The organism is Actinophytocola sp., assembly GCF_035942955.1.
In the GTDB taxonomy this organism is placed as follows: Bacteria; Actinomycetota; Actinomycetes; order Mycobacteriales; family Pseudonocardiaceae; genus DASYTH01.
Window position 1 is genome coordinate 1 of record NZ_DASZCQ010000076.1, and the last position, 14,165, is coordinate 14,165.

Below are 14,165 nucleotides of genomic sequence, written 5' to 3' on the forward strand. Positions count from 1 at the left end.
GAACCGTACCGCACGCGCGGCCTCCCCGATTCCCAGGTGTGTCCGCTAACGGGTGCAGCGGGTCAGCCCGGCCGCCTGGCCGGCCTGGTAGGTGGCGAATGCGTTGTCGCCGGGGAACGAGTCGCTGAAGCGGAACGCGCCGCTGGGATTCTGCAGCTGCCGCAGCCGTTCCACCGGGTCCACGCCTCCGCTTTCGAAGTTTCGCAGGTCCTGCCGCGCGGCCAGCAACGCCACGGTGGACAGGCCGGTGGAGTTGGCGTCGCTCTCATTGCCGAACACCGTGGAGAAGGTGAAACCGCCCTCCGGGGCCACCTGGGTCCGCAGATACCGCAATGCCGCGGGAATGGGCGCCGTGCGGCCGTTGACGATCAAGGCGACCATGGCGACCGACGTGGTGTTGGTGTCGGAGTTACCCGGCGGGTCGCCGGACGGCCAGCCGCCGTCGGCCTGCTGTGCGGCCGCCGCCACCCGCAACGCCAGCGCCGGCACCCGTTGCCCCGCGGCCCGCAACGCGATCAGCGAGTAGTAGTTGCCGGTCGGGTTGGGGTCGAACACGCCGGTGGCCGGGTCGAACGCGTCGCGCACCCTGGCGACGTAGTCGAACCCGTTGGGTGCCACCGTCGAGCGCCTTGCCAGGACCAGCGCCAGCAGGAACTTCGCGGCCACGCCAGTGCTCTGTAGGTTGCCGGTCTGCGAGTAGATGAAATCGATCGCGGAATTGCCGTTGTTCGTCACCCGCGACGGGTCGACTCCGGACGCGACCAGCGCGTACACCGCGTCGGCGGTCGAACTCTGCCCAATGCCGGGGAAAGAGCCGTCCGGCTGCTGCTGAGTGCGGATATACGCGACCATCCGGTCGATGGCGGCCCGCGGGAAACAGGTCGGCAGCGAGGTCGACGACGTCGAGTCGGCCGGTGCCGCGGTGGCGACCGCCGGCGCCGGCGCCGCGAAACCGACCGCGAGGATCGTGAACAGAACCAACAGTGTGCGCATCATCATCCCTTTGCCACGTTTTCGAAAGGAAATGATCCAGCAGTCCTCGAGGATACTCGCACGAACGGGCCCGAAAGTTACCGAGCACCCAACCCAAAAATGGTCAAATCATTGACAGAAACCGGACTCGAATCGAGTTGACGCAGCGAATTGCTCAGCGGGAGCCGTGCCGCACGATGCTCCCGGCCTGGACGACCGCGGTCGGGGTGCGCAGGGCGGTGATGTCGGCGTCGACGTCGCGGTCGAGGCATACCAGGTCCGCGACATCGCCGGGGGTGAGCGTGCCGCGCGGGAGGCCGATGAGGTCGGCGGCGTGCACCGTGGCGGCGCGGAGGGCTTCGCGCGGGGTCATGCCGAGCATGGTGTGCATGAGCTCGACCTCGCGCGCGTAGTTGTCGTGGCCGTTGAACGGGGTGCCCGCGTCCGACCCACCCGCGAACCGGGCGCCTGCGGCGCGGGCGCGGCCGAGGTTCGCGCCGGCGTGCTCGGCGATCTCACGCGCCTTGCGGGTGATCTCGGCGGGCAGCCCGACCTCCGGGCCGGCTTCGACGATGCAGACGATGGCGCTGAGCGTGGGCACCAGGTAGGTGCCGCGCTCGACGATCAGCTCGATGCCGGCGGCGTCGATGAGGTGGCCGTGCTCGATGGAGTCGATGCCGGCCCGCAGCGCGGCGATGATGCCGGTGGGGCCCATGGCGTGCGCGGCGGCCGACAGGCCGAGCCGGTGCGCCTCGGCCACGCCGGCGGCGAGCTCCTCCTGGGTCAGCTCGGCGGTTCCGGGTACCGCGCCGGGGGTCAGCACGCCCCCGGTGGCGATGAACTTGATCCACTCGGCGCCGTCGCGGCGCTGCTCGCGGACCGCCCGGCGGATGTCGTCCACGCCGTCGACAGTCCGCCCGACGAACGAGCCGTGGCCGCCGGTCATGCAGATGACGTTGCCGGCCGCCACGACGTTCGGGCCGGGCAGCGCACCGCACGCGATCGCGTCCCGGACCTCCAGCGCGATCCGGTTGCTGGCACCGAGATCCCGCACCGACGTGACCCCGGCCGCCAGGGCGAGCCGGGCGTTGTTGGCCGCGGTGATCGCGCGCCTGGTCGGCGTCGTCGCCGCGAAGTACCCCACCGTGTTGGCGCTGGCGTCGCACTCCAGGTGGGCGTGCGCGTTGACCAGACCCGGCACCACGCACGCCGCCTCGACCGCCACCGCGCCGTCCGGCGCCGGCACGTCCACCCCGACGACCCGGTCGCCGTCGATCACCAGGTGCCCGTTGCGCTTCGGCTCCTCACCCGGCCGATCATGCAACGTGCCGAACCGCACGACCAAGGCGCCCATGGCGCCGACGCTACCGGGGCGATCCCGGGCCGCGTCGCACCGCCCGGTCATTCAGGTCGGTCCCCGGCGCGTGATCGCGAGCTGTGCCATCGCGATCCCGGCGAGCATCACCACCCCGCCCATGAGCTGGGCGACCGTCGGCGTTTCGCCGAGGACCACGTAGGCCATCCCCGCGCCCGCCACCACCTCCAGGGTCAGCACCAGGCTCGCCGAGGTCGGCGCCAGCCAGCGCTGCGCGGCCATCACGAGCAGCACACCGCCGGCCGTCCCGACCAGCCCGACCCACAGCACCAGCGCGATCGTCGGCAGCCCGGTCCCCTCCCGCGCGAGCAGGGCCATCGGGAACGGTTCGACCAACCCGGTCAGCAGCAGCGCACCGGCGCTGACCGTCGTGCCCCACGCCGCCAACACCAGCGGATCGTGGCGGCGAAGCCCCCGCTCGGCCAGCACGAACCGCGCGGCCAGGGTCGCCGCCGCGAGCAACCCCAGCGCGAACCCGACGCCGTCCAGCGCGAACCCCGCCCACACCCGGCCGACCAGCCCAAGGCCGAGCAGCGTGCCCGCCATGCCGACCCACACCAGACCGGACACCGTCCCGCGCTGCACGAACCGCACCCACAGCGCCACCAGCACCGGCGCCAGGTACTCAAGCAGCAGCGCAACGCCGACCGGGAGGCGGGCCAGCGCCGTGGTGAACACCACCTGGTTGACGGCCAGGCTCACCAGGCCGTACCCGCCGACCAGCCACCAGTCCCGGCGGCCGACCCGCATCCTTCCCCTGCGCAACACCAGGGCGAGGGTCAGCAACACCACCGCGCCCGTCACCGTGCGCGCCTGGACCACGTTCACCGCCGACAGGCCGGTCGACCCCAGCTTCTTCAGCGCCGGCGCCGCACCACCCATCGCGACCGCGGCGCCGATCGCCAGTAACAGCCCCACCATCCGGCGCCGCCAGTCGAGGATCCGCTCGGGTGGGCACAGCACGCTGGTGGTCATGCACTCACTGTGATGTAATGACCTAGTGCAGTTCAACCCTTACGGCGGCACCGCGGCCCAACTCGCCGCCGCGCTCGTCAACGCCGGTCCCCGAGCCGAGGCGAGCACCATCAACGGCATCCTGACCGCCTACGACTACCGGCCCGCCTACAACGTCGACCCCGCCCAGACCCGCGAGCTGACCCGCTGGGCCCAGCGCCTGCGCGCCGTGTTCTACGAACCCGACCCGAACCAGCGCGTCCAGCTGATCAACGAGCTCCTCACCGCCGTCGCCGCTGCGCCCTACATTTCCCAGCACGACGGCCGCGCACCGCACTTCCACTACGCCGAGCACGACGCCCCCCTCGTGCACCGCATCAAGGCCTACACCGCCGCCGGCCTCGCCCACGCCCTCTGCGACGACCCCACCCGCATCGGCCACTGCCACCGCCCCCACTGCCCCACCGTCTTCATCGACACCTCCCGCAACGCCCGCCGCCGCTTCTGCACCCCCCGGTGCGCCAACCGAACCCACGTCGCCCACCACCGCGAGCGCCAACAAACCCAGCCACCCACCAACTGACCGGCCCGGCGCCGGCGCGAAGCCCCGCTGCGACGAGGTACCGACAGGGCGCAACGCCGTGCCGATCACTGTGCCGGCCCGGCCGTTCGACAACTCGGGCCGAGCCATCCGTGCCGGGCCTACCGGTGGTGGGTCACCAGGATCGTCGGGGTGAGGTCGGTGACCGCGTCGCGGGCACGGCAGCGGGTGGCGGGGTCCAGCGGGGCGAAGGTCTCGTCGAGGATCATGAGGTCGGGTCGCTGGAGGAGCGCACGGGCCAGGCAGACCAGGCTGCGCTCGCCGTGGGAGAGCTGCCAGCCGGTTTCGCCGACGAGCTGCCCGAGACCGGACGGCATGCGTTCGACGAGCTGGCCGAGTCCGAGCCGCCGGCACACCTCCGCCGCCGCGTCCAGATCCGCCTGGGTGGCCGGCCATCCGCGGCCCATCAGGAGGTTGAACGCCAGCGGTCCCTGCACGATGTGGTTCTCGTGGAACTGCGGCACGGCGACGATCCGCCGGCGCCAGTGGGTGCTGCCGGTCTCCGCGCGGGTGCGGCCGTGCAGCCGCAGGACCCCGCCGGTCGGCGCGCGCAGCCCGGCGAGCAGGGAGACCACGGTGGACTTTCCGCTGCCGGACCGGCCGTCCATCAGCACCCGCTCGCCCGCGGTGATCCGCAGCGCGGCGCCGGCCAGCACGTTTCGGCCGGGGTAGCCGAACTCCACGCCGTCGGCGGTGAGCAGCGGCGCGCCGTCTACCGGGTCCGGCGGGGTCACCGGCTCGTCCCCGCGTCGGGCGGCGGCCCGCACCAGGGGGCGAACGCTGTGCCAGGCCGCGGAGGCGTCGGCGAGCTGGGCGAGCCCGGTGACGAGCGTGCGCAGGGCGCCGGTGGCGAGCAGCACCCCGCCGGCGCCCGCGGCGAGCGCGGCGGGGGTGGCGCCGCCGGTCGCCGACAGCCACAGCCCCAGCGCGCCGGTGGCGAGCCAACCGCGCGGGGACATGGCCACGAGCACCGCGAGCCGCCGATCCATTGCCCGGCCGAGGGTTTCGTACCGGTGCAACGCCTCGGTCTCGCCGGCGTGCCACCCGTCGGGCGGCTGCTGGGCCAGCCGGGTGCGGTGGCCGAGCATCTTCTCCACCACGTCGTCGGTCAGCGCCAGCCGGGCCCGCGCCCAGTTGCGCCGGGCCAGCAGGTACCGCCACGCCAGCGCGAGGGTGCCGCACACCCAGGCGGCCAGCGCGAACGCCGGCACCGGTCCCGGCCCGGCGGCCAGCGCCGCGCCGGCCAGCGCGAGCTCGACGACGGCGACCAGGCCGAGCATTCCGCCGCCCAGCGCCAGATCCTCCACGGCCTCGGCCTCCAGCACCCGCCCGAGCAGCCGGCCGACGCCCTCGCCGCGCACCTCCTCGGGCTCGAGCTCGAGCGCGCCGCCCAGCAACCGGCGCCGCAGTGCGCGCCCGCCCTCGATCGCGACCGAGGCCTGGAACCGGGTCGCCATCAGGTGGAACGGCACGGCGGCGGCGAGCAGGCCGGCCCAGCCGAGCAGCTCGCCGGTGCCCACCGTGCCGGTGAACGCGGCGTGGCCGAGCACGATCCACGACACCACGAACAGCACGTACGCCGCGGTGTGGGCGCACACGAACGCGGCCAGCCGGCCGATCAGGCGCGGGCTCACCGGATCACCTCCAGGTCGTGCACCCGTCCGGAGTCGACGACCAGGTGCCGCCAGTCGTCGCCGAACCCGGCCGCGCGCTCGGCGTCGAGCAGGGCGCGGTAACGCGAACGCGGGTCGGCGGCCAGCGCGGCGGGCGCGCCGTCCTCGACGACGGCGCCGCCGTCGACCACCAGCACCCGGTCGAAGGCGAGGGTGTCCCCGACGTCGTGGGTGACCATCAGCATCGTGGCCCCCGGCCAGGCGGTCAGGACGCGGCCGAGCAGCCGGCGGCGTTGCTCGCGATCGAGACCGCGGAACGGCTCGTCCAGCAGGGCAAGGCGAACCCCGCGGCGCAGCAGCGCCCGGCCGAGCCGGACCCGCTGGCCCTCGCCGCCGGACAGCAGCCCGCCGCCCTCGCCGAGCGGGGTGTCGGCGCCGGCCGGGCGGCGGCGCAGGCCGTCGAGCACATCGCCCAGCTCGGCAGCGGCGATCACCCGGGCCGGGTCGCCTTCGTTGCCGTAGCGCAGGTTCGCCGCCAGCGAGGTGTTCCACAGCTGCACGTTCGGGTCCACCCAGGCGGTGGCGGCACGCAGCGCCACCGGGTCGAGCGGCCGGCCGTCGACGAGGATCCGGCCGGACACCGGGGCGAGCCAGCCGAGCAGCGTGCCGATCAGGCTCGACTTGCCGGCGCCGGCGGCGCCGACGACGGCGACCCGCTCGCCGCCGGCGATCCGGAGGTCGACCTCGTGGAGCAGCAGATGCCCGCCCGCCACAACGGAAACCCGGCGCAGGTCGATGGCGACCCCGCCGGTGCCGGGCAGATCGGCTGCCGTCTCGCGATCCGCCGGGCCGGCCGCGAGCGGCTCGAGAAAGCGCAGCATCACGTTGCGGTGCCACGGCCACTGGCGGGCAAGCTGCGCGAGGCGGTCCCCGATCACCGGCAGCGTCACCGCCCAGAGCGTCAGCAGCAGGAACGTGCCCGGCCGCGTGGCGGCCCGATCGCTGACGCCCCAGACGATCCAGGCGGCCGCGGCGACGCCGGCGAGCCGCTGCACCGCCTCGGTGGTCACCGCCGCCCTGGCCAGCGCGCGGGCCGTGCGGGCCCACTCGGCGAGCAGCCCGTCGTGCTCGGCGGCCACCACCCGTTCCGCGGCGTGCGCCCGCACGGCGACCAGGCCCAGCATCCCGTCGAGGAAGAACCGGGCCAGTGCCCCCGCGTGGCTGCGCAGCCGAAGGTCGCGTTCGGACAGTGCCGGTTGGCTGACGGCGGCCGCGACGATCGTGATCACCGCGCAGAGCACCGCGGGCGCCGCGACGTCCGGCGCGAGCCAGGCGATGGCCGCCGTCACGGCCACCAGCTCGGCCAGCGCGCGGACGAGCTCGGCGCCGAGCGCGGGGAGGTCCCGGAGCTGGTGCAGCCGGTGCGCCCGCTCGGCAAGGTCGGAGGTGGGTCGGCTGCGCAGGTACCGGTCGGGCAGCAGCGGGAGCCGGCGGAACAGCGCCCGGCGCAGGCCGCCGTCCAGCCGCCGGCCGAGCGCGGCGCCGGACGTGGCGAGCACCGCGTCGAGCACCAACAGTCCCATTGCGACGATCGCGAGCGCGGCGAAGCGCCCGCCCTGCGAGTCCGGTGCGTCGATGATGCCTTGGAACAGCAGGGTTTCCACGATGACCCCGGCGGCGGCCGCGACGGCGACGAGCCCGAGCGCGGCGATCCTGGCCGGGCCGCCGGTGCGCAGCACCCGGGCGGTGAGCTCGGCGAGCGGGCGGGCCGGCGGCTCGGTCAGCGCGGCCCGCAGCTCGGCCGGAAGCGACGCGGTGTCAACGGGTTCCGTGCTCGGCCCGGTGACCCGCACCAGTACGGCGCCGCGTGCGAGCAGCCGGCCGTCCGGCTCCACGGTGACGAAGTCCGGCACCTGGTCGAGGTCCTGCGGCGGCAGGTGCATCTGGTGCACGTAGACCTCGTCGAGGAACCGATCGGCACGCACCCAGCGCCGGCCCACCGCCGGGTCCATGATCTGCAGGAACGCGCCGTGCCGGCGCCACACCACGACGAAGTGCAGCAACCCGCCGGGCAGCGTGGTGATCACGATGGCCGGCAGCAGGCCGGAGTCCTCGGCGGCGATCCGCTCCGGCCGCGCCATCACCTGGGTGGCCGCAAGGCCGAGCAGCCGGGCGGTGTCCTCGAGCGTGTCGATCGACGTACCGTCCACTTCGGTCTGACACGCCTCACGCAGCCGGCCGTAGCTGGCCCGGATCCCGAACCCGCCGAGCAGGCAGGTGAGCGCGGCCGGTCCGCAGTCCATTCCGGACGTCTGCACGACCTCGGGTACCAGGAACCGGCGGCCGGTCATCGAAACCCGGCCAGCGTGGTGCGCACGGCGACCAGCCGTGGGTGGTCGGCGGGCAGCCGGGCGGCGAGGAGGGACTCGGCGGTGCGCAGCAGCTCGACCCCCTCGGCCGCGCGGCCGGTGTCGGCCAGGAGCACGCCGAGGTTGTGCATGGTCACGGCGAGATCCGGATGGTTCGCGCCGAGCGCGACCCGCTTGCCGGCGAGCGCCCGCCGGTAGAGTGCCTCGGCGGCGTCGGCCTTACCTTGCCGGGCAAGGAGAAGTGCCAGGTTTCCGCAGACCACCGCCACCTCGTAGTGGTGCGGCCCGAGCACCGACTCGAACACCGCCAGCGCCCTGCGGTAGGCGATCTCCGCGTCGACGAGCCGATCCGCCTGCTCGAACAGGGCGCCGAGCGCGCCGAGATCGGCGGCCACGTCCAGGTGCGTGGGGCCGAGCGTCGCCTCCCGTAGCGCGAGGCCGCGCTGCGCATAGGCGATGCCGGCCTCGGGCCGCCCGCGCTCGTGCTCGAGGCCACCCAGGTTGTGCAGCACGGCAGCCATCCCCGATCGATCGCCAAGGCTTTCGTAGCAGGCGAGCGCCCGGCGGTAGGCGGCCAGCCCCTCGTCGAACCGGGCGGCGAACTTTCCGACGATGCCGAGCGTGTTGTAGGCGCCCGCGGTGGCCGGGTGGCCGGGCCCCAGCTCGTCCTCGGCGACGATGACGGCCTCGCCGAGCAGGGCCCGTGCCGCGTCGAGGTCACCGAGCACGCGGTGCAGGTTGCCCGCCACGAGCATCGCGTTCACCCGCAGGGCCGCCACCTCCGGCACCCCGCAACCGGCGTGCAGGTCCAGCGAGTTCATCGCGGCCACCGCGAACTGTCGTGCGACGTCGAACTGTCCGGCCCGCTCGTGCACCGCGCTGATCGTCAGCCGGGCGTTGGCGGTGTCCGGGTGGTCGGGACCGCACGCGGCGGACAGCAGGTCCACCGCGTGGGTCGCCAGGCGCAGCGCGTCGTCGATCTCGCCGGCGGCGAGCGCGGCGTTCGCCTGCTCGAGCCGGTCCACCCCGTCGGTCAGCGCTACCGAGTCGGTCATGGTCAGCCCGCGAAGGACTCGTTGTGGTTGGTGATGATGCGGCCCTCGCCGGCCTTGATCGCGGTGCGCACGACCAGGGCCTCGTTGTGGTTCGGGTCGATGCCACCGGCCTTGACCGAGGTACGCCCGACCACGGTCTCGCTGTGGTTGAGCTGCGTGCCACCGGCCTTGACCGACGTGCGCACGACAACGGCCTCGCTGTGGTTGATCTTGACGCCACCGGCCTTGACCGCGGTGCGGACCTGCTGGGTCGTCGTGGTGCCGGCGGGCCGGGCGTTCGTGTTGCTCATCTGAGCTTCCCCTTCGTCTTGTGGCATGTGTGGTATGCCGTTGCGGAAAAGAGAGTGCCCGGGGGTGGCCCCCCGACGACTCCGGGTGCGACCCTGATGTTTTGTGGCGCCATGGGAAGGGTCGAGCCGCGTGGCCACGACCCCTTTGCTGGAACGGGAAGCCGAGCTCGACCGATTGGCGCAGGTGGTGACCCGTGCCGGGGCCGGCGATGGCGGCACGCTGATGGTCGTCGGCCCGCCCGGGATCGGCAAGAGCGCCCTTCTTGAGGCCGCCCGCGGGCACGGGGAGGCGGCCGGGTTCCAGGTCGGCCGGGCGCTCGGCGGACCGACCGAGCAGGAGCTGCCCCTCGCCGCGGTGCGGCAGTTGCTCGAGCCGCTGCTGCTCAGGACCGGCGCCGAGGCGCTGCCGTCGCTGACCGAGGGGGCTGCGGGAACCGCGGCGGCGGCATTGCGCGGGCGGCACAACGGATCCGACGGGGTGACCGAGCCCGGCGCGCTGCTGCACGGGATGTACTGGCTGGTCGCGAACCTGGCCGAACGCGCCCCGGTGCTGCTGATCGCCGACGACGCCCACTGGTTCGATCCGCTGTCGGTACGGGTGTTGAGCTACCTGGCGCGGCGGCTGTCCGACCTTCCGGTCGCCCTGCTGGTGGCCAGCAGGGAACCCGAGCCCGGCGGCGACGTCTCCGTCGCCGACCTGCTGACCGAGCAGCACGTCGAGGTGGTCCAGCTGGCGCCGCTGAGCCCGCGCGCGGTCACCGAGCTGACCCGGGCACAGCTCGGGGCCGACGCCGACGAGCGGTTCTGCGCCGCCTGCGCCGACGCCGCTCGCGGAAACCCGTTCCTGACCCTGTCGCTGCTGCGCTCGCTGGCCGATGCGGGGGTGCCGCCGACCGCCGACGCGGCCAGGAAGGTGATGTCGGTCGGCGTGGCCAAAGCCGGGCGGACCATCCTGCGCCGGCTGAAGTCCTTGTCCGCCAACACCGTCGAGCTCGCCAGGGCGGTGGTGATCCTGGGTGCCGACGCCGAGCCCAGGCTGGCCGCCGAGCTCGCCGGGCTCTCCGGTGCGGCCGCCGCCGACGCGATCGGGTTGCTGGTCGGGGCCGGCCTGCTGGCCGACGAGCGCCCGTTGCGGTTCGCCCATCCGTTGGTGGCCGCGGTGATCCGGGACGAGCTGAGCCGGACCCGGCTGTCCCGCCTGCACGCGCACGCCGCCCGGCTGCTGATCGACGCGGGCGCCGACCCGCTGCGGGTGGCCGGCCACCTGACGGTCACGGATCCGGCCGGCGACGATCGGGTCGCCGAGCTGCTCGAGGAGGCCGGCCGGGAGGCCGCCGCCCAGGGGGCGCCGAGCACCGCGGCCGAGCTGTTCCGGCGGGCCCTCGCCGAGCCGCCCGCGCCGCACCGGCGGGGTCCGCTGCTGGCCGAGCTGGGCACCGCGGAGTCGCAGCTGGCGCAACCGGAGGGCGTCGACCACCTGCGGGCCGCCCTCGACCTGATCATCGACGAGCCGCTGCGGCTGCGGGTCGCGCTGCAGCTGCGCCGGGCGATGAGCGCGGTCGGACGCAATCGCGACGCCGTTGTCGAGCTTGAGCGGCTACTGCCCAGCTTCGGTGCGGAGGCGCGGTCCCGGCTGGAGTCGACCATCATCACGGCCGGGGTCAACCACACGGCCGCGGCCGAGCTGTCCGCCCCCTATGCCATCCGGTTGGTCCGCAGGCTCGAGGACACCGGCGTCGAGCACCTCGCCGAGGACGCCGTCGCCGTCGGCGCGGGGATCATGGCCTGCCACAACCACTCCGCGGCACGGGCCGCGCGGATCGCGGCCACGCTGTTCGAGTGGCACGTCCGGGACGCGGCGGGCCTGCCATGGTGGACCACCTGGCTGTCGCTGGCGCTGCTGATGGGTGACCATCCGGCGACCGGGGAGGTGCTCGACTGGGGCGTGGACCGGGCCGAACGGCTCGGAGATCTGTTCTACCGCGGTGGTTTCCTGGCCAACCGGGCGTGGTGGCGGCTTCGGCGGGGCGAGGTGCGCGCCGCCGAGGTGGACGCCGACCTCGCGCTGGCCGCGTTCGACCTGGCCGGCGCCGGCACCTACCTGCCGGGCCCGGTCGGCTACCTGTGTGAGGCGCTCGTGCACCGCGGCGAGCTGGCGGGCGCCGACGAGCTGCTGGCGCGCCGCGGTCTGGCCGGCGCGCTCGATCCCGGCCATGCCGAGATCGTGTTCCTGCAGGCGGGCCGCGGCCGGCTGCGTGCCGCCCAGGGCCGGTTCGAGGAGGCCGCCGACGATCTCCGCGCCGTCGGCGACCGGTGCCTCGCGCTGGGCATCATCACCTCGGCCTGGGTGGGCTGGCGGTCCGACCTGGCCGAGATCTTGGCTCAGCTGGGCCGGATGGGCGAGGCGCGCCGGCTGGCCGCCGAGGATCTCGAGCTGGCCGGCGAGTTCGGCACCCCGCGGGTGATCGGCGCCGCGCTGCGGGGCCTGGCCGCCGCCGATCCGGACCACGCCGAGGAGCACCTCGCCAAGGCGGTGGCAACGCTGGATCGCGGCCCGGCTCTCGAGCTCGTGCGCGCGCTGACCGCGCTCGGCACCGCCCGGCGCCGCCGCAACGACCGGGCCGGCGCGCGGAAGGCGCTGGTGCGCGCCATGGACACGGCGAGCACCTGCGGCGCCACCAGGCTGGCCGAGCTGGCCCGCGCCGAGCTCGTCGCCGCCGGCGGGAAACCCCGCCGGACCCGATCGTCCGGAGTGGACGCCCTGACCCCGACCGAGCTCCGCGTGGCCACGATGGCCGCCGCGGGTAGCACCAACAAGCAGATCGCCCAGGCCATGTTCCTGACCGTCAAGACGGTCGAGAGCCACCTCAGCCAGACCTACCAGAAGCTCGACATCACCGGCCGGACCGACCTCGCCGCGGCCCTCGACCCCCGGCCGACAGGGCGGCGTGGGCCGCGCTGAGGCGCTCGGCCTCGGTGCGGTCGCCACCCGACACCTCGTCGGCCCGGCCGACGATCTCGCCGCCGGTGCCGTCGATGGTGACCAGCGTGCCCCTCCGGGATGGTGCGCCCACCGGCCCGTACCGCGGTGCCGGAGAGGTCGACCACGAGGTCGGCCACCCCGGCAGCGCCTCCCGGAGATCGCGGAGTTCCTTTCCCGGTCGACTCGGAAAGCCCCGTTGCGTCCGCCACCCGAGCGAGGCTCACGAAACCGATACTGGAAGGACGACGTTCTATGGCTCGATGGAGACGCCGAACTCGTCGGCATTGATTATTCGGTTGTCGGCGTAGAACCAGCCGAGAGTTGAGCCGCCGCCGCTGTTTTGGCCGGCCTCGATCATGCAGACGCTATATCCGGACGGGCCGGTCGAGTTGGATTGACCGATGTCGAGCTGGCACCAGTCCCAGGTTCGCGGGCCGGCCGCGGCGAAGAGTGCGCCCTGGAAGGTGGAGGCGAACGGGTACTCGTCGCACGAGTGGCCTTCTGGTCGCGGATATCGGTCGGGGCAGGCGATGGACCGGCTGGTGTTGATGAGGTCGGGGTCGGTGAGCCGGTTGAGGCGGACGGGCAGCCCGGAGCTCTGCGCGTCCAGAATGTGCCGGGCGAGTTGCGGGTAGGGCCCGCTCAGGTTGTAGACGAGCCACGGCGTGTAGTCCGGGACGATGCACCCGACGCCCTTGCCGGGGGTCGCGCTGTCGCAGCGAACCTGCGGCGGCGTGAAGGTGGTGCCCACCGGGTACGGCCAGGCGTCGTTGGAGAACCACCAGGAGTAGTGGTTGCTGGCGAAGCCGACCGCGCCGGGGGCGGTGGCCGTGGTGTCGTAGTACGACTCCCCGTGGACGAAACCGCCGATGGCGACGGACTGGGTCGGGAAGTCGGAGCGGCGCAGCGAGCACCAGCCGTCACACCAGGCGGATCCGTCGGCGCGGGTGCCGCCGATCGCGCCCCAGCCGCCGGTCGGGTTGATCGACAGTTGGAAGCCCCAGGTGCTGATGTCCGCCGCGGTGTAGGCATAGGCGACTATGTTGCCGTTCATCTCGCCAATGACGCCGATGATGTTGCCCCACTCGTCGAGCTGGTAGACGGTGAGCACCCATCCGGTCGCGATGCAGGCGCCGGTGCGGCGCAGGCCCCATTGGTTGATGGCGCACCAGTCGGGCGCCGGCAGGATCTCGGTGGGTGCGGCGCCCGCCGGCGGTTTGCCGGATGTGGTCGTCTGCACGCAGGCGACGCTGGTCTTGCCCGCCTTGGCGGCCGCGGCGAGCCGGCCGTGGTTGACCCCGGCCGTCAGGCTGCCGCAGTCGGGAGCCGGCGCGGCGACCGGCGCGGCCGGCTGGGCGGCCATTATCGGGCTAATAGCCAGAAGGGATAATGCGAGCAAAATGGCCGTTATGAGGGCGGCCTTGATCGAGAATCGTCTCATGGATCTCTCCGCGGGCGCAGGGTAGGCGGAGTGTGTCGTCCGCGCGACCAGTACCGTAGTGATTTCCGCACCGAAAGTCCATACGGTCGGCGCGGCGAAACTCGCCCGGCAACGATTTTCTGATTTGCATGTGTCGCCACCGGCGGGCGCACATGTCCAGTATTAGTTAACGCGCGGACGACATTCCTGGCTCGCCCGGCGCGGCCGCTGACGCCCCGTAGAGCCCGGAGTAGCCACGCACGCCGGCGCCGGCTCCACCATCGGCCCGGCCATGACCTTCGGCTACATCGCCGCCAACGACATCGCCGACAACTCCCCCTGACCGGCCATTGCAGACAGTCCACACCGGACGCGGTGCCGGCCGGCTCGTCATCGCGGGAGTAGCGGTTTGATGCTCGCGCCGGTCTCGGCGGCGGCGGCCGCCGGGTCGCGCCGGTGCGTGAGGACCTGCTGCTGCATGGTGGTGATCGCCTGGGAGATCTGCGGGTACCGGGTGCCGTAGACGTTGCGTG

General features: G+C 73.5%; 10 protein-coding genes. 2 read left to right on the forward strand and 8 right to left on the reverse strand.

Annotated elements, in window-relative coordinates:
- Positions 1–45: 45 nt before the first annotated feature.
- From VGX25_RS08340 to VGX25_RS08350, 3 genes are all read right to left on the reverse strand, one after another.
- Positions 46–999, reverse strand: a complete 954-nt coding sequence (locus VGX25_RS08340; protein ID WP_326917047.1) for a prenyltransferase/squalene oxidase repeat-containing protein — start codon at positions 997–999, stop codon at positions 46–48.
- Between the two features lie 148 nt (positions 1,000–1,147).
- On the reverse strand, positions 1,148–2,326 hold the full coding sequence (locus tag VGX25_RS08345; protein WP_326917048.1) for an amidohydrolase family protein: 1,179 nt from the start codon (positions 2,324–2,326) through the stop codon (positions 1,148–1,150).
- A 51-nt stretch (positions 2,327–2,377) separates the two neighbouring features.
- A complete protein-coding gene (locus tag VGX25_RS08350) occupies positions 2,378–3,322 on the reverse strand; it encodes an EamA family transporter (RefSeq protein WP_326917049.1) in 945 nt (314 codons plus the stop codon).
- 25 nt (positions 3,323–3,347) lie between these two features.
- Between VGX25_RS08350 and VGX25_RS08355 the strand changes: the two genes are divergently transcribed.
- Positions 3,348–3,884 carry a CGNR zinc finger domain-containing protein gene (locus VGX25_RS08355; RefSeq protein ID WP_326917050.1) on the forward strand — a complete coding sequence of 179 codons (537 nt, stop codon included), beginning with the start codon at positions 3,348–3,350 and terminating at the stop codon, positions 3,882–3,884.
- A 119-nt stretch (positions 3,885–4,003) separates the two neighbouring features.
- Here the strand turns inward: VGX25_RS08355 and VGX25_RS08360 are convergent, their stop codons facing one another.
- Genes VGX25_RS08360 through VGX25_RS08375 form a run of 4 tightly spaced genes read right to left on the reverse strand, consistent with a single transcriptional unit; the run spans position 4,004 to position 9,229 of the window.
- Positions 4,004–5,536 carry an ABC transporter ATP-binding protein gene (locus VGX25_RS08360; protein ID WP_326917051.1) on the reverse strand — a complete coding sequence of 511 codons (1,533 nt, stop codon included), beginning with the start codon at positions 5,534–5,536 and terminating at the stop codon, positions 4,004–4,006.
- Positions 5,533–7,866, reverse strand: a complete 2,334-nt coding sequence (locus VGX25_RS08365) for an ATP-binding cassette domain-containing protein (RefSeq protein ID WP_326917052.1) — start codon at positions 7,864–7,866, stop codon at positions 5,533–5,535. Before VGX25_RS08365 ends, VGX25_RS08360 begins: the two co-directional genes overlap by 4 nt.
- Complete coding sequence (locus VGX25_RS08370) at positions 7,863–8,939, reverse strand: tetratricopeptide repeat protein (RefSeq protein WP_326917053.1); 1,077 nt, start codon at positions 8,937–8,939, stop codon at positions 7,863–7,865. The genes VGX25_RS08365 and VGX25_RS08370 overlap by 4 nt, the downstream gene beginning before the upstream one ends.
- 2 nt (positions 8,940–8,941) lie before the next feature.
- Entirely contained in the window at positions 8,942–9,229 is a 288-nt protein-coding gene (locus VGX25_RS08375; RefSeq protein WP_326917054.1) for a hypothetical protein, read from the reverse strand.
- Between the two features lie 130 nt (positions 9,230–9,359).
- On the opposite strand from VGX25_RS08375, the gene VGX25_RS08380 reads away from it, so the two are divergent.
- Positions 9,360–12,191 (forward strand): helix-turn-helix transcriptional regulator, encoded by a 2,832-nt coding sequence (locus VGX25_RS08380; RefSeq protein WP_326917055.1) that lies wholly within the window; start codon positions 9,360–9,362, stop codon positions 12,189–12,191.
- Between the two features lie 271 nt (positions 12,192–12,462).
- On the opposite strand, the gene VGX25_RS08385 is transcribed toward VGX25_RS08380, so the two are convergent.
- Entirely contained in the window at positions 12,463–13,575 is a 1,113-nt protein-coding gene (locus VGX25_RS08385; protein WP_326917056.1) for a NucA/NucB deoxyribonuclease domain-containing protein, read from the reverse strand.
- Positions 13,576–14,165: the final 590 nt, after the last annotated feature.

Excerpts from the sequence above, each read along its gene's own strand:
- VGX25_RS08340 (WP_326917047.1), bottom strand. The coding sequence starts at position 999 with ATGATGATGCGCACACTGTTGGTTCTGTTCACGATCCTCGCGGTCGGT.
- VGX25_RS08345 (WP_326917048.1), bottom strand. The coding sequence starts at position 2,326 with ATGGGCGCCTTGGTCGTGCGGTTCGGCACGTTGCATGATCGGCCGGGT.
- VGX25_RS08350 (WP_326917049.1), bottom strand. The coding sequence starts at position 3,322 with ATGACCACCAGCGTGCTGTGCCCACCCGAGCGGATCCTCGACTGGCGG.
- VGX25_RS08365 (WP_326917052.1), bottom strand. The coding sequence starts at position 7,866 with ATGACCGGCCGCCGGTTCCTGGTACCCGAGGTCGTGCAGACGTCCGGA.
- VGX25_RS08370 (WP_326917053.1), bottom strand. The coding sequence starts at position 8,939 with ATGACCGACTCGGTAGCGCTGACCGACGGGGTGGACCGGCTCGAGCAG.
- VGX25_RS08375 (WP_326917054.1), bottom strand. The coding sequence starts at position 9,229 with ATGAGCAACACGAACGCCCGGCCCGCCGGCACCACGACGACCCAGCAG.
- VGX25_RS08385 (WP_326917056.1), bottom strand. The coding sequence starts at position 13,575 with ATGGCCGCCCAGCCGGCCGCGCCGGTCGCCGCGCCGGCTCCCGACTGC.